Here is a 22,603-nt window from a genome sequence, read left to right on the forward strand (position 1 = left end):
CAGGTATCCAACAAATAAACAGGGCCGGTTGTTGGATAGATACCAGCATATAAAGTTACAACATGATATTACTCATAAATTATCTATAAAACGCTCGATAAATTTGCTCAACCAATACCAACGACAATGCCTTACACCACTATCCAGGATGCGATACAACAGGTCCGGTCCGGCCAAACCGTTTTTATTCACACTGCAGCAGCCACTCCGCGGGAACTGGTAAAGGCCATGTCTCTCCGCAGCCATGAACTCAGGAATGTCCGGCTGGTAAGTATCCATACCGAATGGGATGCTCCCTATGCTTCCCCTGAACATGCCCATGCTTTTGAAATCGATACTTTCTTTGTCGGTAAGAATATCCGTCAGGCCGTTAACGAAGGAAGGGCCAACTATATACCCATGTTTCTCAGTGAAGTGCCCCGGTACTTCCGTACCCTGGAACCTGCGATCGATGTGGCGCTCATTACCGTGTCTCCGCCGGACAGGAACGGCTACTGCACGCTCGGCGTATCCTGCGATGTGTCCAAAGCCGCCATTGACACCGCCCGCGTCATCATCGCGGAGGTGAATCCCAATATGCCCCGCGTACTCGGCGACGGCGTGATCCATATATCCCGCATCACCGCAGCCGTGACCACCGACTATCCCATTTACGCACAGGCCGTACGCCCGCCCAGCCCCACTGAACTGGCCATCGGCGAACATGTGGCCTCCCTGATAGAAGACCGCGCCACCCTGCAGATGGGCATCGGCGGTATCCCCAACGCCGTGCTGCAATGCCTGCACAGCCACAAGGACCTTGGCATCCACACGGAAATGTTTTCCGACGGCGTCATCGACCTGGTAGAAAAAGGTGTTATCAACAACCGCTACAAAGCCATCCACCCTGGCCTGATGGTATCCAGCTTTGCCATGGGCAGCCGCCGCCTGTACGACTTTATGGATAACAATCTTATCATCCGCCTGATGGACGTGGAATACGTCAATAACCCCACGACTATACGTAAAAATCCAAGAGTGACCGCTATCAATAGTGCTATAGAAATCGATATCTTTGGACAGGTATGCGCCGATTCCATCGGGTTCCGGCAATACAGCGGCGTAGGCGGCCAGATGGATTTCATGCGGGGCGCCGCCCTCTCTGCCGGCGGTAAACCGATCATTGCCATTCCATCCGTGACGTCCGGAGGTGTCTCCCGTATCGCTTCCCGCCTGCAACCCGGCGCCAGCGTTGTCACCACCCGCGCCCACGTGCATTATGTGGTAACAGAATACGGAATCGCACACCTGCTCGGAAAAAACCTGAAACAACGCGCACAGGCGCTTATCAACATAGCACACCCCGATCACCGGGAACAGCTGCAGAAAGACGCTTTTGAAATATTCAAAGTGTTTTGACTCAGATAACTGTCAGGATTAAAAGGAGGGCCTATGAAAGTTTTTTTATGGGGAATATTCATTTGTCTCGGCACGCTGACTATCGCACAGGCACAGATCACCCAGAATGCCACCAGACAGCTACGCATATACGAAGATGACGACTTCTTCAACGTATGGGGAAGGGGAACCGACCGGGGCTACAGTAACGGCACCGCTATCGGTTACGTATATATGAAGAAGAAAAAATCCACTTTCCTTGACAAGTGGCTCTTTCCCAAAGCAGGGCCCTCCGCCATCAATGTTTTCGAATGGCAGCTCATGCAGGTCATGATCACGCCCAATCAGATTGCAGATACCTCCTTTCATCCTAATGACTTTTACTACGCCGGGGCCCTGTTCGCCACGCATGGACTGACCTCCTACAACCCGGTCAAAAAGTACTCCTTCCATTCCGAACTGGTGTTCGGCGTATTAGGGCCGTGGGCCGGCGCAGAACAGACCCAGCGTCTCTTTCACCGGCTGATTCACTACCAGGAACCGGAAGGCTGGGGTAACCAGGTACCTAACGCGCCCCTGCTGAACTATAACTTTTCCTTTGAGGCCATGTTATGGAACCCGGTCAAAAGCCTTGAAACAACGGGGGAAATCGGCATTCACGCCGGCACCATGATGACTTCCGCAGGCGCGTCCCTGTACGGCAGGTATGGCCTCATCAACCCGTATTTTGGGGGAACAGACCTGGACGCCGCCACCCGGCGGAAGTTCCAGCTGTATGTGTTCGCCCGGCCGCAGTTTGCCCTCAACCTGTTCAACGCGCTGCTGCAGGGCGGCATCTTCCGCTCCACCGATACCAACTTCGAAGAGCTGACCGACCGGCAAACCTCGCATATGCGCCGTTTTACCATCGGGATGGACTATGGCATCGGTATCGGCATCGGCCGCACGACCATCCGTTATACCCAGCAGACAGCCACCGCCTGGATGAGTGGTACCGGCAAACACTCCGTCGGTAACATTACCTTGTTAATTCCCCTCTCCAGGGCAACCTATTTCCCGCAATGATGTTATCTTATTAAAAAAAAGAAAATCACATGAACAGCCGTCTGTCTTTTTCCGCAGCTATCCTTCTGTTGCTGGCCTCCTGTGGAGGCGCTACCCGTAACAACGCCGCCGATAGCGCCGTTGTCAATGATACCGCACTGAACGTACAGGCCGATAGCGGCAGCAGTCTCGATGTACAGCCGCTGAACGGCTATTTTGTCAAAAACAATATCCAGGTGAAAGACAGCCTTACCTTCTGGCTGATCGATAATCCTGCTGCTTTCGACAGCCTCTTTGGCGTAGCCAAAACCATGAACAACAAAATTGACCGTCCCGATTTTGGTACACAGGTGGTCGTTGCCGCTACCATGCCATCCACCTATTATGGCACGCAGATACAGCTGGCATCCGCTACTACCGATAATCTGACCAACGATGCGGAGATGCATTTTGTGGCCACTGCCCAGGCAGAGAAGAATTCTTACAGCACTACGCCGCTGTGGGTAGGCAGTATCCCGAAAACCGGCCGGACCAGCATTAAGGTGTATACCGGCGATCAGCTTTCCACGACCCTGACCACCAAAGAATAACGTTTACCCAAAGCGCTCCGCTACCACCCGGTACCGGTAAGCGAAGAGGTTTTCCAGCTGGCGCCGTACAAACATGGTATGCGCCAGGCGGCCCAGCCATCCCAGTGGCAGCCGGTAATGGATCGTGTCTGTCATCTCCACCCCTCCCGGCACCTCCCTGAAATGGTGTTGATGATGCCAGAGCCGGTAAGGGCCTGCCCGTTGTTCATCCACGAAATACTCGCCGTCCCGCACGTGTACAATTTCTGTCATCCATTCCAGCGGGATGCCCAACAGCGGACAAACGGTATAGGTGATCACCTGCCCGGGATATATCTTCCTGTCATCCTGCGGAGAGGTAACCCTGAAGCGCATATAGGGCGGCGTGATCTTCGCCAGGTTGCCGGGATCGGAAAAGAAGTCCCACACCTGTTGCAGTGGTGCGGGTATAAACTGGGTACGTTGCAATAGAAAGACACTGGCCATGAACTAAAGTTACGTCATTGCTACCCATCCCGGCGGGAGGTTAAAAGAAAAGCGAAGCTTTCCGCCGTTTTCGTAAGTTTGCAACATATTTTTAATCCGACCGGAAATATGTATCAATATATCAGGAGCTGGGCATTCTGGCTGATATCCTTTATGATCGCTGTTTCAATGACCCGCTGTGCCAACATTGTGCCGCCTGGCGGAGGACCGCGCGACAGTCTCCCTCCTTCCCTTGCGGCGGTGAATCCTCCGGATTCTTCCCTGCATTTCAAGAACAGGAAGGTATATTTTGTGTTTGACGAGTTTGTGGAGCTGGACAACGTGAACGATAAGCTGATCGTGTCGCCGACGCTGAAACGCACACCTATCATCACCGCCAAGCTGCGTACGGTGACCATGGAGCTGAAGGATACCCTGCAGGAAAACACCACCTATACGTTCAATTTTTCGGACGCCATCCGGGACATCAACGAGCGCAATGCCATCCCCGAGTTTCAGTATGTGGTGTCTACCGGTAATTACCTGGACAGCCTCCAGCTCACGGGCCGTATGATAGATGCCGAAAACGGCGTTCCGGACAGTAACATCGCCGTGATGCTGTACCGCAACCTGGAAGACTCCATTGTATCCAAGGAGAAACCGGTGTACTACGCCAAAACCCGTCCTGACGGCTCCTTCCGGTTTAAAAATATGGCTCCCGGCACTTACAAGCTTTTTGCACTGAAAGAAGAAGACCGTGACCTCCAGTACAACCAGCCTTCTGAGATGATCGCTTTTGTTGAAAAACCGATTGTGATGAAAGAGCAGAATGTGGAGGGGGTCAACCTCCTGCTTTTCATGGAGCGTGATAGTACGATCAAAGAGCCGCTTTCTCCGCAGGATTCGCTGGACCGGGCCAACCAGGAGGCGGAAGAACAGGAAAGAGAGAAAGAGAAGGAAAAAGATAAAAAGAAAAAAACGCCTAAGCTTCAGATAACGCCCACGCTGGACGGCGGCTTGCAGGAGTTGCCGGCGCCATTGCAGCTGACATTTAATCTTCCGCTGAGAACGCTGGACAGCGCCCGTGTGATTCTGGGAGAAGACAGCACTTTTGCCCCGGTCACTTTCCATACCAATATGGACAGCACCCATACCAAACTGACCGTGTTTTATCCGTGGAAAGAAGGCACCGCTTACCGGATGATCTTCCCGGCTGATGCCGCTACTGACACCACAGGGCAGCAACTGCCCAAACCGGACACTATCAGCTTTAAGTCCAAAAAAGCAAGTGATTACGCCATTTTCGGGGTCACGCTGAAGATCAGTGACAGTACACGGCAGGCCATCAATGACGACTCCATGCATTACGTGATACAACTGGTACAGGATAAGGCCATTAAATACTCCGGCACAGCTGTTAACGGCACCTGGCTGCAGAAGTTCATTACACCCGGTGAATATGAAGTAAGGGTGCTGCTGGACGCCAATGGCAACGGCAAATGGGACCGCGGCCAGTACTACAAAGAGCCCAAGCGGCAGCCCGAACGGGTGATCCTGGTGCCAGGCAAACAGAACCTGAAGGCTTACTGGACGCTCCGGCCAACGATAGAAATATAATTATTGCCGCAGTGCGGCCCTGTGGCCTGTACAGCGGCAATATTCCTAACTTTGCATTATGGTATTCTCTTCCGCTCTGATAGAAAACGCTGTCAATGAATTTGCCAAGCTGCCGGGCATCGGTAAAAAAACGGCCCTGCGGCTGGTGTTGCACCTGCTGAAGCAGGAAACTGTGCAGGTACAGCAGTTTGGTGAGGCGATAGCCCGTATGCGGCAACAGATCCGCTTCTGCAAAGTATGCCATAATGTTTCCGATGAAGAAATATGTGGTATCTGCAGCAACCATTCCCGGCAGCGGCAGGTGGTTTGCCTGGTAGAAAGCATCCGGGACGTGATGGCCATTGAAAATACACAGCAGTTCAACGGCCTGTATCATGTGCTGGGAGGTATTATCTCCCCTATTGACGGTATCGGCCCGGAACAACTGAATATCCAGTCGCTCGTAGAGCGGGTGAAACACCAGGGCGTGGAAGAGGTGATTATGGCCTTAAGTCCTACCATTGAAGGGGATACCACCATATATTTCCTGTCTAAAAAACTGAAGGAATATCCCGTGAAAATCACCACTATTGCGCGGGGGATTGCTTTTGGCGGCGAACTGGAATATGCCGACGAGATGACGCTGGCCCGGTCTATTTCCAACCGGCTCCCGCTGGACAGTTATGTTAAACCATAACATTTGGGGATTTTGGAATTTACGGATTTTGGAATTTATTTGATAATTTCTTCAGGGAGAACTTTCAAATAGCAAAATGTCCGAATCAATGCTGAAACCTCAAAATTTCAAAATCCGTAAATCAAAAAATCTATAAATAAAATACGGGCGTTCAATAACGCCCGTCTTCGTTTAACCTGTAATTCCACGTTATGAAAAAGGTCAGTGTACGTCTTTTTCAGGCGTACCCTGAAATATGGTATGATTGGTTTTTGATTCCTGTTCACGCAGCTCTTTCCAGCGCTGCATTTCGTATTTGTTAAGAAAACATACCTTAAAAACCGCTGGCTCACTTCCATCATTCATCTCCGGAACCGGTTGCAGGCCCAGACCTGCCAGGTGTTCCCTGAGCGCATGGATATGTTCTGCTATCGTCATGACAAAACGCTTTTTTTGTTGTAATAAAAACCGGGAGAACTCAATGAGAATATAAGGCGCCGTTTTAACAGCAACAGCGTCCCGAAAGACAGCAGGCATAGGACTGGTGGGGGGCTACCGCCGGGTTCAACAGTATGTTCAGCTTTTGTTGTTGCATGGTGTTTTTCTATTACCCTACAAATATAGTAGACTTTATAGACTTCTACCAAATAAAAGTTTTGATATAGACAAAATCTATATAAAACATGGTTAATATCAACACCGGAAGAAAGGCCGTCCCATACAGTGCGGGACAGGCAAATAAGCTGTTTTTACATATTAAAATAGCGTATCTTTACAGGATATTACGGGGTGGATTTGTTTATTGTTCGACCCTGTTAGACTTTAACAGCAACTAATAAACAGCAAAGAAAATCATGAAATCTTTACAAGACTGCGCTAATGAGCGTGTGCTCATCATTGACGGTGCCATGGGCACCATGATCCAGCGATACAAACTCCAGGAAGCTGATTACAGAGGTACCCGTTTTGCCGACTATCATATGGACCTCAAAGGCAACAATGACCTGCTCAACCTCACCCAACCACAGATCATAGAAGCCATCCACAAGGAATACCTGGAAGCGGGCGCCGATATCATCGAGACCAATACTTTCAGCAGCACTTCCATTGCGATGGCCGACTACGACATGCAGGCCCTGGCTTACGAGTTGAACGTGGCTGCAGCCCGGCTCGCGAAGAAAGCGGCTGCGGAGTATACCGCCAAAAATCCGGACAGGCCCCGCTTTGTTGCAGGCGCCATCGGACCGCTGAACAAAACCTTGTCGCTCTCCCCGGACGTAAACAATCCCGGGTACCGCTCCGTGTCCTTCGATGAAGTGGCCGAAGCCTATGAAGAGCAGATAAAAGGCCTTTCAGACGGCGGTGTGGACATCCTGCTGATTGAAACGATTTTCGATACGCTCAACTGTAAGGCGGCTATCTATGCCATCAAAAAGTACTTCCGTGAATCCGGTAAACCGGAGCTGCCGGTGATGATTTCCGGTACCATTACGGATGCATCCGGCCGGACGCTGAGCGGTCAGACCCTGGAAGCTTTCTACATTTCCGTGATGCACGCCAACCCTTTCTCCATAGGCCTCAACTGCGCCCTGGGCGGTCAGCAGATGCGCCCTTATGTGGAAGAGCTGTCCAATATCGCCAGCTGCTATGTCAGCTGTTACCCTAACGCAGGCCTGCCCAACGCATTCGGTGAATACGATGAGGAACCGGAAGATACCGCCTGTATCATTGAAGATTTTGCCAGTTCAGGCTTTGTGAATATTGTGGGCGGCTGCTGCGGCACCACGCCAGACCATATCCGCCATATTGCACAGCATGTAAAAAACATCGCACCGCGCCGGAAACCGGAGCTGGTAAACACCCTGGCATAATCCTAAACACAAATGCAACCATGAGCGCAAGCACACATTCCCATACAAGCAACGAAACGATAGCGATGGAACCGGAAACTGCCCAGCAACGGGTAATCCGGCCGTTTATGCGGCTGAGCGGCCTTGAACCACTGGTAGTAAGGCCCGAAACCAACTTTATCAACGTCGGTGAACGTACCAACGTTACCGGCTCCAAAAAATTCGCCCGCCTTATACGGGAAGGCCACTATGAAGAAGCCCTGTCCGTAGCCCGGCAGCAGGTAGAGAACGGCGCCCAGATCCTGGACGTGAACATGGACGACGCCCTGCTCGACGGGGAACAAGCTATGTCCACTTTCCTGAAACTGCTGGCAGCCGAACCGGACATCTCCCGTATTCCCATCATGATCGACTCCAGTAAATTCAGTGTGATTGAAGCCGGTCTGAAGTGCGTACAGGGCAAATGCGTGGTAAACTCCATCAGCCTCAAGGAAGGGGAAGCCAAATTCATCGAACAAGCCCATATCTGCAAAAGCTTCGGCGCCGCAGTCGTGGTGATGGCATTTGACGAACACGGTCAGGCCGACACCGAAGAAAAAAGGGTGTCCTTCAGCCACCGCGCCTATAAAATACTGACAGAAAAAGTAGGATATGATCCGCAGGACATCATCTTCGACCCCAATATCTTCGCTATCGCTACCGGTATAGAAGAGCACAATAACTATGCGGTGGAATTCATCAACGCCACCCGCCGGATCAAAGAACTGATGCCCCTGACTAAAGTCAGCGGCGGCGTCAGCAACGTGTCTTTCTCTTTCCGCGGTAATGAAACCGTCCGTGAAGCCATGCACTCCGTATTCCTTTTCCACGCCATCAAGGCGGGTATGGACATGGGCATCGTTAACGCCGGTATGCTGCAGATATATGACGATATCGAACCACAGCTCCGTGAGCTCTGTGAGGACGCCATACTAAACCGTCGTGATGACGCCACCGAACGCCTGATACAATTTGCCGATACGGTAAAAGCCAAAGGCAAAGTGGTGGAAAAAGACGAAACCTGGCGCCAGGGCACCGTGGAAGAAAGACTCAGCCACGCACTGGTAAACGGTATTACAGAATATATCGACGCCGACACCGAAGAGGCCCGCCAGAAATATGCCCGTCCGCTCGACGTGATCGAAGGACCGCTGATGGACGGTATGAACATCGTCGGCGACCTGTTTGGCAGTGGTAAGATGTTCCTCCCGCAGGTAGTGAAAAGCGCCCGCGTGATGAAAAAATCGGTAGCCATCCTTACTCCTTATATAGAAGAAGAAAAACTGCGCAACCAGGCACTTCACGGCGGAGAGATAAAATCTGCCGGGAAAATCCTGCTGGCTACCGTAAAAGGCGACGTGCACGATATCGGTAAAAACATCGTTGGCGTAGTACTGGCCTGTAACGGGTATGAAATCATCGACCTGGGCGTCATGGTGCCTGCTGAGAAAATACTGCAGACCGCCCGCCAGGAGAACGTGGACATCATCGGCCTCAGCGGCCTGATCACCCCCAGCCTGGACGAAATGGTACACGTAGCCCGCGAGCTGCGGCGCCAGGAGTTCGATATTCCGCTGATCATCGGCGGCGCCACCACTTCCCGTACCCATACGGCGGTGAAAATAGCGCAGGAATACGCCCACGGCGTGGTACACGTGCTGGACGCCTCCCGCAGCGTGACCGTTACCGGCAGCCTGCTCAACAAAGCATTGAAAAAGGACTTCCTGGCCTCCGTGAAAACAGAGTATGAGAAGCTGAACGAGTCGTTCAGGAATAAAAAACCGGTTAAACAATACCTTCCTATTGCCGCTGCCCAGGAGAACAAAACAGTGATCAACTGGGACGCTTTCACCCCGGTAAAGCCAAAGTTCACCGGCGTAAAAGTTTTCGAAGACTATGATCTCGCCGAAATCGCTCAATATATTGACTGGCAACCCTTCTTCATTGCCTGGGAGCTGCATGGTAAATTCCCGCAGATCCTGACAGATGAAGTGGTGGGAACCGAAGCCACCCGCCTGTACAACGATGCACAGGAACTGCTGGCGAAAGTGGTGCGGGAGAAATGGCTGGGCGCCAAAGCCGTTATCGGACTTTTCCCCGCCAATGCCATCGCTGCCGACAGCGTACGGGTCACCCCCGAACAAGCTGATATTGCGCCGGTGACGCTCGAATTCCTCCGCCAGCAGATCAAAAAAGCGCCCGGACAACCCAACCAGTCCCTTGCGGATTATATCGCTCCTGCTTCCACCGGCAAAACCGACTATATCGGCGGATTTGCCGTTACTGCCGGTATCGGCATCGAAAAATGGCTGGAGAAATTCAAGGCAGAGCATGACGACTATAACAGCATTATGCTGAAAGCCCTGGCAGACAGGCTGGCGGAAGCATTTACAGAGCTGATGCACGAACGTGTACGTAAAGAGTTCTGGGGCTATGCCAGCGAAGAGCACCTCAGCAACGAAGCCCTTATCCGGGAAGAATACATGGGTATACGCCCGGCACCGGGCTATCCCGCCTGTCCGGAGCATACCGAGAAATACAAGCTGTTTGACCTCCTGAATGCTACGGAAAACACCGGTATCACGCTGACCGAATCGCTGGCCATGTACCCCGCCGCCAGTGTAAGCGGCTGGTATTTCGCCAACCCGGAAGCCCGGTATTTCGGTCTCGGTAAAATAGAAAAAGACCAGGTGACGGACTATGCCGCCCGCAAAGGCTGGACAGTGGAAGAAGCCGAAAAATGGCTCCGTCCCAATCTGGAATACGACATTTAAGCAACACATGAGAATCATATCGTACAATGTGAACGGCCTCCGTTCCGCTATGACCAAAGGTTTCACCGAGTGGCTGCAAACTGACCCTGCAGACATTATCTGTCTGCAGGAGATCAAAGCCCACCAGGATAATGTGGACTTCAAACAATTTGAAGCGCTGGGTTACGAACATTACTGGTTTCCCGCACAGAAGAAAGGATACAGCGGCGTGGCCGTGCTGACGCGTATTACACCAGACAAGGTGTATTACGGCAGCGGCCACACACAAAGCGATGAAGAGGGCCGCTTTATCCGCCTGGATTTCGGCGATCTGACGCTGATCAATACCTACTTCCCTTCCGGTACCAGCGGAGACCTCCGTCAGACCTATAAATACCAGTGGCTGGAAGAGCTTTTCGCTCATCTCGGCGAGCTCAAACAAACGCGGCCAAACCTGGTGCTGTGCGGCGATTACAACATCTGCCACAAGGCGATCGATATCCACGATCCTGTCAGCAATAAGAATTCCACCGGGTTTCTTCCCGAGGAGAGAGCCTGGATGGACCGGTTCTTCGAAAGCGGCTTCGTAGACAGTTTCCGGCATTTTAACCCGGACCCGCACCAGTACAGCTGGTGGAGCTTCCGCGCCAATGCCCGGAACAATAACAAAGGCTGGCGTATTGACTATATCAATGTGACCGCTCCCTTAAAGGAGAAGCTGAAACACGCCACCATCTACCAGCAAGTGAAACATTCAGACCATTGCCCGGTGTTCGTGGAGCTGTCTTTATAGGCGGTTTGCCGCATCCGTACACATGGATTTTATACCTGCACGAAACTTATGATCATATACAACGTAACGGCCAAAGTGGCCACAGATGTGCATTCCGACTGGTTACAGTGGATGAGGGAAGAGCATATTCCCGCCATATTGAGCACCGGTCTTTTCACCGATTACCGTATGTGCCGGCTGCTGGAGCAGGATGACTCGGAAGGTCCTACCTATGTAGTACAGTTCTTTGCTACCAGCCCGGAGCACTATCAGACCTATCAGGCCGTACAGGCAAATACGCTCCGGCAAAGGGGTTACGACCTGTTTGGCGACCGTTTTGTGGCCTTTCACACCGTTATGGAGGTCATCTGAACCATGCTTAACAATTAAACTTATCCACAGGAAATTCACTATTTTCAAGGCCTCCGGACTTTGGTACAATACTTGGAAAAGCCCGCCTTTTACAGCTTAAAAGCCCGGAAATCCGCTATGGGACAATGTTTTACGAGAGTCTGCTAAAGTTCATGTCTTTAGCAGGCATCCCTCCAATCAGCTGTAACCGTTACCAGCAGGCTTTTTCAGCCGATAAAAATTTCTATAAAAAAATTGTGAAAAATTTGGTAATCTGATAAAACGCGCTATATTTGCTCACATCAAACATTTTTTCACTAGTTAAATCTTACTAACTATGAACAAAGCCGAATTAATCGACAAACTTGCTAAAGACGCAGGAATCACTAAAACCCAAGCTAACGAAGCGCTGGACTCTTTCACTAAAGCTGTTGCTGATACCCTGAAAAAAGGTGGTAAAGTAACACTGGTAGGTTTCGGTACTTTCTCTGTTTCTAAACGTGCTGCACGTAACGGTAGAAACCCGCAGACTGGCCAGATCATCAAGATCAAAGCTAAGAAAGTTGCTAAGTTCAAAGCTGGTAAAGCTTTATCCGACAAGCTCTAATCAGTTAGCACAACTTATTCAAGCAAGGAACAATCATGTTTCTTGCTTTTTTTTTATATAGAAGTCCGACTGTATGCTATTTCCGCGATTTAGCGTAATTTGCAGCCTGATAACATCCTTTTAATAAAAACAACAAACTTCAAATTATTCGTTATGGGTAGAGGAGATGTAAAAACCAAAAGAGGTAAGATCTTCAACAAATCTTTCGGTAAAACAAGACCAGCAAGAACAAGGAAAGCCGCTGCTGCAGCTGCTCCTAAAGCTGAGAAAAAAGCATAAATATTCAGGGATTTTCTGATTTACGATTTTTTGATGTTGGGTATGTCTGACCTCCCTGCAATCAAAAAATCGTAAATCAGAAAATCCCTCAATGATCACGGGGCCAGCCTTTCTATCTTCCAGCTGCCGCCGGTGATATGCGTATACAGGATACGGTCGTGCAGGCGGCTGCTCCTTCCCTGCCAGAACTCCATCGCTACGGGTTTCACGATATATCCGCCCCAGTATTCCGGCCTTTGCGGCATTTCCTTTTCATATTTTACGGCTATCTCATTTACTTTTTCCTCCAGAAAATGACGGTTCGGGATCACCTGGCTTTGTGGTGATGCGATGGCGCCTATCCTGCTGCCCAGCGGACGGCTGTTATAGTATTCATCGCTTACGTTCTCTCCTGCCCTGGACACGATCCCTTCTATCCTGACCTGGCGTTCCAGTTCGCGCCAGAAAAACAGCAGTGTCACGTAAGGATTTTGGGCCAGTTCATGGCCTTTACGGCTTTCATAGTTGGTAAAGAACATAAATCCCTCTTCATCAAAACTCTTCAGCAACACAATTCTGGCAGAGGGCCGTCCATCCGGTGTGCTGGTGGCCAGCGTCATGGCATTGGGCTCATCTGTTTCGCTGGAAATGGCGTCGTTCCACCATTTCCCGAATTGCTGCAAGGGTGACGGGGCTACATCCTGCTCGTCGAGCGAAGCCAGCTTATAGTCTTTCCGCAGGTCTGCTACTTTCTGGTTTAACATGATCGTAATTATTTAATTGGTTGAAACCTGTAAACAAAGGTATGGAAGGATAATAGTAATTTTGGGAGACCTGATATAAATCATAGTATGAAAAGAGTGCTTCTATTACTCGCCCTGGCTGGCGGCCTGCTACCGGCCTGTCACAGCGGTAACCGGGAAAAAGACCTGCAAGATACGGCCAGTGTGGTAGTTCCCCTGTTGAGTACGCCCTATTATTATACACAGTTAAAAGGCGCAGTGGGTGGCAGGCAGATCACCATGGAGTTACTGAAAACGGCGCCCAATCTGTTCCGTGGTTATTATTACTATGACAGTACCGGTCAGCCGATCAGTATCTGGGGCAGCCAGGAAGCCGATCAGGTCAAGATTTACGAAGACAACGGCAGCCGGGAGGAAGAGCGTTTCTTTGGCGGCATGCTGAGCGACGACGGCATTTTCAAAGGGGTATGGCATGGCGACAGTACCTCGCATCATTTTGAGCTGCATACAGACCTGCGGAAGGCGCAGGCGCTGAAAGTATATTACGCTGCAGACTCCGTACAACTGTTGCCTTCTTTCACCGGTTCTCCGCTGGGCATTGCGTCCAACAGTATCCTCTGGCCGGACCCGGCTACGGATTCCGCCACGGCTGCTTTCCTGCGGAAGGCGATCACCGGCGACGTCAGGGTTACGGTCCCGGAGCAGTTTGTGAAAAGGGCTATCGATTCTTTTGTGACCAGTTATCGTATCGCCGCAAAGGATGCAGACAGCAGCGACATAGCCGACGGCCAGTCCGCCTCCTGGAACTGGACGACCGAAAGCGACATGAAGGTGGTATATAATACGTGGCCGTTGCTGGTGATAGAAAAGTATGCCTACGACTTTACCGGCGGCGCCCATGGCAATTCCGGGGCGTTCTACCAGACGCTGGACCTGGCCACGCGCAAGGTGATAACACCGGATGAATTTTTTAAGCCTGGTTATAAAGAGGTCTTGTCTCCTTTGCTGGACAAGGCGTTCCGGAAGAAGTTCCACATCGACGAGGATGAGTCGCTGGACCAGAGCCTGCTGGTGAAGACGATCGTGCCGAACAACAATTTTATTGTCACCCACAAGGGCGTAGCGTTCAGTTATGTGCCTTATGAGATCGGGCCTTATGCCCTGGGGCAGGTGACGTTGTTTCTTCCGTTTACGGAGCTGAAAAGCGTTTTAAAATAATTACGAATTACGAATTACGAAAAAGAGCGAAGATCAACTGGTGGTCTTCGCTCTTTTTCGTAATTCGTAATTCGTAATTGAATTAGTCCTTTACCAGGGTACCTACATTTTTGCCCATGATCACGTTCAGAAGGTTTCCTGGTTTGTTCATGTCAAACACGATGATCGGCAGTTTATTTTCCTGACAGAGGGTAAAGGCTGTCATGTCCATGACGTTGAGTGATTTCTGGTATACCTCAGAGAAGGTGATGGTTTCGAACCGGGTGGCGGTGGCGTCTTTTTCCGGGTCGGCGGTATAGATACCGTCTACGCGGGTTCCTTTCAGGATGACGTCTGCCTGGATTTCGATAGCACGGAGGGAGGCGGCGGTATCAGTCGTAAAGTACGGGTTACCGGTGCCGGCTCCGAATATAACCACGCGACCTTTTTCCACGTGGCGGATGGCGCGGCGGCGGATGTAAGGTTCTGCGATTTGTTCCATTTTAATAGCTGATTGGAGGCGGGTATAGAGCCCTATTTTCTCCAGTCCGCTCTGCAGGGCCATTCCGTTGATCACGGTGGCCAGCATGCCCATATAATCTCCCTGGGCTCTTTCGATGCCGGTTTCGGCTTCATTCATTCCACGGTAGATATTACCGCCGCCGATCACGATGGCTACCTGTACTCCGAGGTCGGTAACCGCTTTGATATCGTAGGCATACTGGGTAATTACCTTATGATCAATACCATAATTTGCATCCCCCATAAGGGCCTCACCGCTCAATTTGAGCAAAATACGCTTATACTTTGGCAACATGACGCTATAAAATATTGTAAGATTGTGATTTGCTAATGTAATTACGGTATCCTAAGATACAATTTAAAAGCAAAAACCTGCAAGAGAAAGCAAAATGCCGGGTGATTTTGTTGTAAGCAGGTGATTGCGGGCGACTGATTTTGCAGTGCGCAAAAAAAAGGAGAGAACCAAAATTCTCTCCTTTTTTTTAATATGATGGTATTAACCTAAAGCGATTCGCTTAAAGCCGGATACTTTCAGATCAGCGTCTACAGATTTCAGGTAATCCGCAACGGATTTGTTGTTGTCTTTCACGAAAGCCTGAGCGAGCAGGGTGCTTTCTTTGAAGAACTTGTTTACTTTACCGACAGCGATTTTTTCAGCCATTTCAGCAGGTTTGCCTTCAGCTTTCACCTGTTCAACAGCGATTTCTTTTTCGCGGGCGATAACGTCAGCAGGAACGCTGTCAGCGTCTACTGCGATCGGGTTCATGGCAGCGATCTGCATAGCCACGTCTTTACCTACTTCTTCAGAAACAGGTTTGGAGAAGGCAACGAGAACGCCCATACGGTAGTTACCGTGGATGTAGGCAGTTACACCGCCGGCTTCCACGAATTCGAATTTATTCAGGGAGATTTTTTCGCCGATTTTAGCTACCTGGTCGTTTACTTTGTCAGCAACGGTTACACCGTCCAGCTCAGCAGCGTTCAGTTCGTCGATGGTTTTGATACCTTTAGCCAGGGCCAGGTCAACGATAGACTGTGCAAATTTCACGAAGTCTTCGTTTTTGGCCACGAAGTCGGTTTCGCAACCCAGACCTACGATAACGCCGGATTTACCATCAGCAGCAACTTTAGCGATGATAACACCTTCTTTAGTTTCGCGGTCGGAACGCAGCGCAGCTACTTTCTGACCTTTCTTACGCAGGTAGTCTACTGCTTTTTCGAAATCGCCATCACTTTCCACGAGTGCTTTTCTGCAATCCATCATACCCGCACCAGTTTGCTGACGCAGTTTGTTTACATCAGCTGCTGTAATTGTTGCCATGAGAGTTATTTTTTTTATTTTATTATTTGGTCATTTGGTTATTTAAAATGCAGCGAAGGCAATCTTCGCTGCATTTTAAATAACCAAATAATTAAATATCAAAATCAGAAGATGATATTATTTGCCGGCTGGTTTTCTGGGACCGCCGCCGCCAGCGTTGGAAGGACGACGTTGTCCGCCACCCTGGCCACCGCCACGGTTGCCACCGCCGCGATTACCGCCGCCCTGGCCGCCACGGTTACCACCCTGGCCACCGCCACGGTTAGCACCTGCGCCCTGGCCACGACCACCGCCGCTGTTGCTGCCTGGTTTACGGCCTCTTTCGCGGTCTTCGCCACCTTCTACGTCAAATCTGCGTGCTTTATCTTCTGCTTCTTCTTCCTCTTCTACTTCTTCAGATTTTTCAGTAGCTCTTTCAGACAGACCTTCTGCGATTGCTGCGCAGATGTAGCTGGTGATGATAGCGATGGATTTGGTAGCATCGTCGTTCGCAGGGATTGCGAAGTCAACTTTGCTCGGATCGGAGTTGGTATCCACCATACCGAAAGTAACGATGCCCAGGCGTTTAGCTTCTGCCAGTGCAATATGTTCGTGGCTGATGTCTACCATGAACAGAGCGGCCGGAACACGTGCCAGTTGAGCGATACCACCCAGCACTTTTTCCATTTTCTCTTTATCACGGCTTAAAGTCAGACGTTCTTTTTTGGTGATGTTGTCGAAAGTTCCGTCCTGCAGCATTTTTTCAATGCTCTGCATTTTCTTCACGCTCTTACGGATGGTAGAGAAGTTGGTGAGCATACCACCTAACCACCTTTCAGTAACGTAAGGCATGTTGATGTTACGCGCAGCATCTGCTACGATTTCTTTCGCTTGCTTTTTAGTAGCAACGAACATGATCTTTTTACCGCTTTTAGCGATAGATTTCAGGGCAGCTGCTGCTTCCTGTAAACCTTCTACGGTTTTGTTCAGATCGATGATATGAATACCTTTCTTTTCTGCGAAAATATAAGGCAGCATTTTAGGATTCCATTTCTTCTTCAGGTGACCGAAGTGAACACCTGCCTCCAGTAACTGCTGCTGCAATGAGGTATTATTTTCCATGTTTATATTGCTCAATTAAAAGGATCAAATAATGTTTAGCGATAATTGCTAAGTACTCAAAATTAGCGTTTAGAGAACTGGAAGCTTCTTCTTGCTTTCGCTTTACCTGGTTTCTTACGTTCTACGCTTCTCGGATCACGTTTCAGCAGACCGGCTGCTTTCAGTGCAGGACGGAACTCGATGTTCACTTCGCACAGTGCACGTGCAATACCCAGTTTAATCGCTTCTGCCTGTCCTTTGATACCACCGCCCTGTGCATTGATCTTCACGTCAAATTTATCCAGCGCGTCGATGGTTTTGAAGGGCAGTTCCACCTGGTTTTGCAGGTAGATCAGAGAAAAGTAGTTTTTATAATCCTTGTCGTTTACGGTAATGTTACCGGTACCCTTGTTGATATACACACGGGCAACAGCTTCCTTACGACGACCAATTGTATTTTTTTGCTTTTCCATGTATCAGAGAAAAATTAGAAAGTTAATGGTTTTGGTTTCTGCGCTGCATGAGGATGCTCTGCACCTGCGTATACAAACAGTTTTTTGTACATTTTACGACCGAGACGGTTTTTAGGCAGCATGCCTTTGATAGCCTTCTCAATCATAACCTCAGGACGGCGACGGATCAGGTCCTTAGCCAGTTCAACTCTCTGACCACCTGGGTAACCAGTGTAGTGCATGTATTCTTTTTCCGCCATTTTATTGCCGGTCAAAGCGATTTTTTCCGCATTGATCACGATGATATAATCACCACAATCAGTATGAGGCGTATAGTAAGGCTTGTTCTTACCTCTCAGGATCGCTGCCATTTTCGCACATACTCTTCCCAGAGTCAGGTTAGTAGCGTCTACTATATGCCAGTCACGCTTTACGTAAGCGTCGTTAGCCGATTTAGTTTTAAAGCTTAATGTGTTCATTGTTGTATACGATAAAAATTACGTCTTGTAAACAATTCCCCCTGTAACGGGGAGTGCAAAGGTACATTCACTATTCTGAATAACCATACATTTTAGGTTATTTTTTGGAAGACACCTTTGCAATTAATTGATTTTCAATAAAAAATTTGAATAAAAGTTATTAACACAATGAAAAGAAGCTCCCGCGGGGCATTACAGCAACCACCGCCCTGGTGCGCCTCCCGGACGCCCCTTCTCCCTTGCTTTTCGAAGTGTTGGCTGCTTTTTAAAGGCTTATACAAATATTTTATTTATATGTTAAAAATACCTAAGGCGAATCGCGTAAGGAAAAAACAGAAAGGGCTGCAAAGGACGCAATACAGAGAATGAACGGAGGGACGGTAAGCAACCGCGGTACTTCCCGGGCCGAAAAACCATTAAAAAGGGCTTCCCTTCCGGAAAGCCCCCCATCATTTCAGCTAAGTACAGTTATCGCCTGTCCCGGGCGCCCATATATAATAAAATATACTGGAAGAGGGTGACCAGCGAGGCCAGCGCCGCTACCACATAGGTCATAGCCGCCCACCAAAGGGCATTTTTAGCCTTGTCATGCTCCTGCGGACGCATCAGCTGACTGCGGTCGAGCCACGCCAGCGCACGCCGGGAAGCGTCAAATTCCACGGGGAGGGTGATCAGGGAGAACACGGTGGTAATACCGAAAAGGACAATCCCCGCCAGCAGCAGCTGCGGAAATACATTAATCAGCAGGATACCGCCCAGCAACACCCACTGTACCAGCGAGGCGCTGAACTGCACCGCCGGCACCAGCCGGGAACGCAGGCCCAGCCACGGGTAAGCTGCCGCATGCTGCACAGCGTGCCCGCATTCGTGCGCCGCTACGGCCGCGGCCGCCACATTGGCCCCCGCATATACGTCAGGGCTGAGGTTGACCGTCTTGTTCGCCGGATTATAGTGATCCGATAAAAATCCGTCTACAGACAGTACCTGGACATCATAAATGTTGTTGTCCCTCAACATTTTCTCCGCGATCTGCTTACCTGTAAGCCCGGATGAGGTCGGTACCTCACTGTAGGCCCGGAACTTACTCTTTAATACATAACTGACAAGAAAGCTGATCCCCACAAAAATCAGCGAAACAAACATGATTCCTGGTGTCATACTTATACATTTGATGCCTCTGCACGCACAAATTTCTGTCCAGATGCCCCGTTTTAAGTTTTATTTAAGAGTTTTCCTGCCAACCTCGCCCCTTACCTTTCATCCAGAAATTTAACACTGCCACTTTGTCTTTTTTAAAGAATTTTACCTGAAAAAACGGCCGGTTTGGCAGAAGTCCACACAGATCTTATGTTAATTTTTTCATATGCAAAAATCCTCAACATCAATCCTATTTATCAACATTTTACGAGTTGCCAATGAAAGTAATATTGGACAATTTATGGCCTGAAACAGGCGTTGGCAGCCACTTTCTTACATTACGAAAATCAATCAAAAGTTATTCACATCAATCAAATAAACTTTTTTATTCTGAAGCCATTTTGTAATTTAGACCTGAATTTAATGGGTTAGTAAGTAGAAAGAGTCAACGGAATCTTCCGTTTGGCTCTTTTCTCTTTTAAGCACCCGATAACCCCCTTTTTTAACCCTTTACCTTAACATTTCACCCCTGTTTTTTTCCAAAACAACTTACTTTGTAACATCCTGTTTCAAAAAATTATGAGTAAAATAAGAACCGCTTTTTTTTGCCAGCAATGTGGATACGAATCTGCAAAATGGAATGGTAAATGTCCGAGTTGCGGACAATGGAACACCTTCGTTGAAGAAAGAGTGCAGAAAGATATTCCCGGCAAACAGCATGACTGGAAAAACAACGATGGCGGCAACAGCCGCACCCAGAAAATAGTCAACCTCTCTGAAGTAGTCACCAACGAAGAGAAACGGCTGCTGACACCCGACAATGAACTGAATCGCGTACTCGGCGGCGGTATCGTTGCCGGCTCGCTCGTACTCGTAGGCGGAGAACCCGGCATCGGCAAATCCACGCTGTTCCTGCAAAACGCCCTGCAGCTGAAACAAATAAAAACACTTTATATCAGCGGAGAAGAAAGCGAACAACAGATAAAAATGCGGGCCGACCGCATCAAAAATACCAATGATCAGTTTTACCTGCTCACGGAAACATCTACACAAACCATCTTCGCTGAAATAAAAAAACTACAGCCGCAACTGGTGATCGTAGACTCCATCCAGACACTGCACACGCCGCTGATAGAATCTGCGCCGGGCAGCGTGTCGCAGATCAGGGAAACAACTGCGGAATTACAACGCTTCGCCAAAGAAAGCAACACCCCCGTCTTCCTCATCGGCCACATCACCAAAGACGGCTCCATTGCAGGCCCTAAAGTACTGGAACATATGGTGGACACCGTGCTGCAGTTCGAAGGCGATCAGCACTATGCATACCGTATACTGCGCACCATCAAAAACAGGTTCGGCTCTACCGCTGAACTGGGCATTTATGAGATGACCGGCACCGGTCTCCGGCAGGTGACCAACCCTTCTGAAATACTGATCTCCCAGCGGGACGACCTGCTGAGCGGCGTCGCTATCGCCGCTACCATGGAAGGCCTTCGCCCCCTGCTGGTAGAAGTACAGGCGCTCGTGACCCAGTCTGTCTACGGCACACCGCAACGTACCGCCACCGGCTTCGACCTGCGCCGGTTACAACTGCTGCTGGCCGTACTGGAAAAACGCGGCGGCTTCCACTTCGGCGTGAAAGACGTATTCCTCAACATCGCCGGCGGCATCCGCGTGGAAGACCCGGCCATCGACCTCGCCGTACTTTGTGCACTGCTCTCCTCTTATGAAGACAATGCCATCGCCAATAAAATATGCTTCGCCGGAGAAGTAGGCCTGAGCGGAGAAATCAGGGCTGTCAACCGTATCGAGCAACGTATTGCGGAAGCGGAAAAACTCGGTTTTCATAAAATATTCATCTCCCGTTATAACAAAAAAGGAATAGATCTCAGTAAATTCAATATAGAAGTAGTACCGGTAGGAAGAGTGGAAGAAGTATATCAACAGTTATTCTGACACACCTCATATTAACCCGATGTTTACCCGTTTGTTATCCCCGCTGGTACAGCTGTTTTATCCGCACTGTTGCGAGATTTGCGGCGCAGAACTGCCTGCAGCAGGCAACCTTTTGTGCCTGCATTGCCACGATAGCCTGCCACTGACAGGCTTTCAACATTATGCGGCCAACCCGGTGGCGGACATTTTCCGCGGGCGCCTTCCGGTGGCATATGCCGTGGCTGTCTATTATTACAGTCAGCAGTCGGGGTTGCAACAGCTGGTCCACCAGTTCAAATATCATCAGCGAAAAGACATCGCCGGCTGGCTGGGAAAACAAGCCGGTTATATATTACAGGCCAGCCACCTGTCGAAGGCTGCCGACTGCCTCGTGCCGGTGCCGCTCTTTCCCGGGAAAGAAAAAGAAAGGGGCTATAACCAGGCGGCACTGCTGGCAGAAGGCATCGGTGCCGTAATTGACAAACCGGTGCTTTCCCATGCGCTGCAACGGGTACAGTACACCGGCACACAAACCCGCAAAAGCAGGACCAGCCGCTGGGAAAATGTAAAAACGGTATTTAAAGCAAACACTGCGCTGCTAACGGGCAGGCATGTATTACTGATAGACGACGTTATTACCACCGGCGCTACTACGGAAGCCGCCGGGCAGGCTTTGCTGGAGGCCGGCGCAACTGTCAGCATCTGTTGCCTGGCCTGGACTTCGGGCTAACAAAAAGTTAATTCTTTTTGTTCCTGCGGATGTGTATCTTTACACCGTAAAGTCCGCTATGTGCTGACTTACCACCACCGATCATTCCCTCTAAAAATATTATTTATGTTGAGACTGGCCATACTTTCGGTCCTTCTGTTATTTGTAGGTCCGCGCATCTACGAGTTTAAAGTAGATGCAGTTGACGGGGGCAAAATAGACTTCTCCCGTTTCAAGGGTAAAAAAATAATGATTGTCAACACTGCTTCCCTTTGTGGCAATACCCCACAATATGCAGGTTTGGAGAAAATATATAAGAAATACCAGGATAAACTCGTGATCGTAGGTTTCCCTGCGAATAATTTCGGCTCACAGGAGCCAGGCACCAATGCAGAAATCAAATCGTTCTGCACCAAAGAATATGCTGTCACCTTTCCCATGGCCGCCAAAATATCAGTAAAAGGGGATGATATCCACCCGCTGTATAAATGGCTGCTGGAAGAAAGTAAAGCCAAACACCTGGAGCCGGCAGACGTTAAGTGGAATTTCCAGAAATATTTACTGGATGAAAAAGGGAATCTCATTGCTGTGTTTTCACCCAAAACACAACCGGATGCGCCGGAAGTTATTGCTGCCATAGAAAAGTAGCATTACCTCCCTACCTTTTGCCA

At 49.7% G+C, this 22,603-nt stretch carries 24 protein-coding genes; 15 read left to right on the forward strand and 9 right to left on the reverse strand.

All coding sequences use genetic code 11. The features are described 5' to 3' along the window. Window positions 1–126: 126 nt before the first annotated feature. The 3 genes from HF324_RS33155 to HF324_RS33165 are packed head-to-tail and all read left to right on the forward strand — an operon-like array spanning window position 127 to window position 3,011. On the forward strand, window positions 127–1,398 hold the full coding sequence (locus HF324_RS33155; protein WP_168861694.1) for an acetyl-CoA hydrolase/transferase family protein: 1,272 nt from the start codon (window positions 127–129) through the stop codon (window positions 1,396–1,398). A 33-nt stretch (window positions 1,399–1,431) separates the two neighbouring features. After that, window positions 1,432–2,442: a lipid A deacylase LpxR family protein gene (locus tag HF324_RS33160; RefSeq protein WP_168861695.1), complete on the forward strand. Its 1,011-nt coding sequence runs from the start codon at window positions 1,432–1,434 to the stop codon at window positions 2,440–2,442. A gap of 29 nt (window positions 2,443–2,471) precedes the next feature. Beyond that, a complete protein-coding gene (locus tag HF324_RS33165; protein WP_168861696.1) occupies window positions 2,472–3,011 on the forward strand; it encodes a hypothetical protein in 540 nt (179 codons plus the stop codon). Window positions 3,012–3,014: 3 nt separating this feature from the next. Here the strand turns inward: HF324_RS33165 and HF324_RS33170 are convergent, their stop codons facing one another. Next, window positions 3,015–3,476 (reverse strand): SRPBCC family protein, encoded by a 462-nt coding sequence (locus HF324_RS33170; protein WP_168861697.1) that lies wholly within the window; start codon window positions 3,474–3,476, stop codon window positions 3,015–3,017. 108 nt (window positions 3,477–3,584) lie between these two features. Between HF324_RS33170 and HF324_RS33175 the strand changes: the two genes are divergently transcribed. Both HF324_RS33175 and recR read left to right on the forward strand, forming a co-directional pair. Continuing rightward, window positions 3,585–5,072, forward strand: a complete 1,488-nt coding sequence (locus HF324_RS33175) for an Ig-like domain-containing domain (protein WP_168861698.1) — start codon at window positions 3,585–3,587, stop codon at window positions 5,070–5,072. Window positions 5,073–5,130: 58 nt separating this feature from the next. Continuing rightward, window positions 5,131–5,748 carry a recombination mediator RecR gene (recR, locus tag HF324_RS33180; RefSeq protein ID WP_168808192.1) on the forward strand — a complete coding sequence of 206 codons (618 nt, stop codon included), beginning with the start codon at window positions 5,131–5,133 and terminating at the stop codon, window positions 5,746–5,748. A 201-nt stretch (window positions 5,749–5,949) separates the two neighbouring features. On the opposite strand, the gene HF324_RS33185 is transcribed toward recR, so the two are convergent. Then, window positions 5,950–6,165 carry a hypothetical protein gene (locus tag HF324_RS33185; protein WP_078669837.1) on the reverse strand — a complete coding sequence of 72 codons (216 nt, stop codon included), beginning with the start codon at window positions 6,163–6,165 and terminating at the stop codon, window positions 5,950–5,952. Window positions 6,166–6,581: 416 nt separating this feature from the next. Between HF324_RS33185 and HF324_RS33190 the strand changes: the two genes are divergently transcribed. The 6 genes from HF324_RS33190 to HF324_RS33215 all read left to right on the forward strand — a co-directional run bounded on the left by HF324_RS33190 (window position 6,582) and on the right by HF324_RS33215 (window position 12,378). Then, entirely contained in the window at window positions 6,582–7,598 is a 1,017-nt protein-coding gene (locus HF324_RS33190) for a homocysteine S-methyltransferase family protein (protein WP_168861699.1), read from the forward strand. 20 nt (window positions 7,599–7,618) lie between these two features. Next, entirely contained in the window at window positions 7,619–10,390 is a 2,772-nt protein-coding gene (gene metH, locus HF324_RS33195; RefSeq protein WP_309475645.1) for a methionine synthase, read from the forward strand. A gap of 7 nt (window positions 10,391–10,397) precedes the next feature. Further along, the gene (locus HF324_RS33200) at window positions 10,398–11,162 is read left to right on the forward strand and encodes an exodeoxyribonuclease III (protein ID WP_168808195.1); all 765 of its coding nucleotides are present in this window, start codon (window positions 10,398–10,400) and stop codon (window positions 11,160–11,162) included. 48 nt (window positions 11,163–11,210) lie between these two features. After that, a complete protein-coding gene (locus HF324_RS33205; RefSeq protein WP_168808197.1) occupies window positions 11,211–11,513 on the forward strand; it encodes a DUF4286 family protein in 303 nt (100 codons plus the stop codon). Between the two features lie 316 nt (window positions 11,514–11,829). Further along, window positions 11,830–12,099: an HU family DNA-binding protein gene (locus HF324_RS33210; protein WP_012788562.1), complete on the forward strand. Its 270-nt coding sequence runs from the start codon at window positions 11,830–11,832 to the stop codon at window positions 12,097–12,099. Window positions 12,100–12,252: 153 nt separating this feature from the next. Beyond that, the gene (locus HF324_RS33215; RefSeq protein WP_078669832.1) at window positions 12,253–12,378 is read left to right on the forward strand and encodes a 30S ribosomal protein THX; all 126 of its coding nucleotides are present in this window, start codon (window positions 12,253–12,255) and stop codon (window positions 12,376–12,378) included. Window positions 12,379–12,473: 95 nt separating this feature from the next. On the opposite strand, the gene pdxH is transcribed toward HF324_RS33215, so the two are convergent. Next, window positions 12,474–13,121, reverse strand: coding sequence for a pyridoxamine 5'-phosphate oxidase (gene pdxH / locus HF324_RS33220; protein ID WP_168808199.1), 648 nt, complete (start codon window positions 13,119–13,121; stop codon window positions 12,474–12,476). A gap of 87 nt (window positions 13,122–13,208) precedes the next feature. On the opposite strand from pdxH, the gene HF324_RS33225 reads away from it, so the two are divergent. Beyond that, the gene (locus tag HF324_RS33225; protein WP_168861700.1) at window positions 13,209–14,318 is read left to right on the forward strand and encodes a DUF3298 and DUF4163 domain-containing protein; all 1,110 of its coding nucleotides are present in this window, start codon (window positions 13,209–13,211) and stop codon (window positions 14,316–14,318) included. Window positions 14,319–14,400: 82 nt separating this feature from the next. Here HF324_RS33225 and pyrH read toward each other — a convergent pair whose 3' ends face one another. The 6 genes from pyrH to HF324_RS33255 all read right to left on the reverse strand — a co-directional run bounded on the left by pyrH (window position 14,401) and on the right by HF324_RS33255 (window position 19,309). Then, window positions 14,401–15,063: a UMP kinase gene (gene pyrH, locus HF324_RS33230; RefSeq protein WP_258539362.1), complete on the reverse strand. Its 663-nt coding sequence runs from the start codon at window positions 15,061–15,063 to the stop codon at window positions 14,401–14,403. Between the two features lie 252 nt (window positions 15,064–15,315). Further along, a complete protein-coding gene (gene tsf, locus HF324_RS33235) occupies window positions 15,316–16,140 on the reverse strand; it encodes a translation elongation factor Ts (protein ID WP_168808205.1) in 825 nt (274 codons plus the stop codon). Window positions 16,141–16,257: 117 nt separating this feature from the next. After that, window positions 16,258–17,241 (reverse strand): 30S ribosomal protein S2, encoded by a 984-nt coding sequence (gene rpsB, locus HF324_RS33240; protein ID WP_078669827.1) that lies wholly within the window; start codon window positions 17,239–17,241, stop codon window positions 16,258–16,260. Between the two features lie 62 nt (window positions 17,242–17,303). Next, window positions 17,304–17,693, reverse strand: coding sequence for a 30S ribosomal protein S9 (rpsI, locus tag HF324_RS33245; RefSeq protein ID WP_078669826.1), 390 nt, complete (start codon window positions 17,691–17,693; stop codon window positions 17,304–17,306). A gap of 14 nt (window positions 17,694–17,707) precedes the next feature. Next, the gene (gene rplM / locus HF324_RS33250; RefSeq protein ID WP_078669825.1) at window positions 17,708–18,151 is read right to left on the reverse strand and encodes a 50S ribosomal protein L13; all 444 of its coding nucleotides are present in this window, start codon (window positions 18,149–18,151) and stop codon (window positions 17,708–17,710) included. A 468-nt stretch (window positions 18,152–18,619) separates the two neighbouring features. Beyond that, entirely contained in the window at window positions 18,620–19,309 is a 690-nt protein-coding gene (locus HF324_RS33255; protein ID WP_168808207.1) for a zinc metallopeptidase, read from the reverse strand. Between the two features lie 558 nt (window positions 19,310–19,867). On the opposite strand from HF324_RS33255, the gene radA reads away from it, so the two are divergent. The 3 genes from radA to HF324_RS33270 all read left to right on the forward strand — a co-directional run bounded on the left by radA (window position 19,868) and on the right by HF324_RS33270 (window position 22,580). Beyond that, complete coding sequence (gene radA / locus HF324_RS33260) at window positions 19,868–21,244, forward strand: DNA repair protein RadA (RefSeq protein ID WP_168808209.1); 1,377 nt, start codon at window positions 19,868–19,870, stop codon at window positions 21,242–21,244. Between the two features lie 19 nt (window positions 21,245–21,263). Then, the gene (locus HF324_RS33265) at window positions 21,264–21,953 is read left to right on the forward strand and encodes a ComF family protein (RefSeq protein ID WP_168808210.1); all 690 of its coding nucleotides are present in this window, start codon (window positions 21,264–21,266) and stop codon (window positions 21,951–21,953) included. A gap of 105 nt (window positions 21,954–22,058) precedes the next feature. Then, on the forward strand, window positions 22,059–22,580 hold the full coding sequence (locus tag HF324_RS33270) for a glutathione peroxidase (RefSeq protein WP_168861701.1): 522 nt from the start codon (window positions 22,059–22,061) through the stop codon (window positions 22,578–22,580). The last annotated feature ends 23 nt before the right edge of the window (window positions 22,581–22,603 follow it).

Origin of the sequence: Chitinophaga oryzae, from assembly GCF_012516375.2 — a bacterium.
Lineage (GTDB): Bacteria > Bacteroidota > Bacteroidia > Chitinophagales > Chitinophagaceae > Chitinophaga > Chitinophaga oryzae.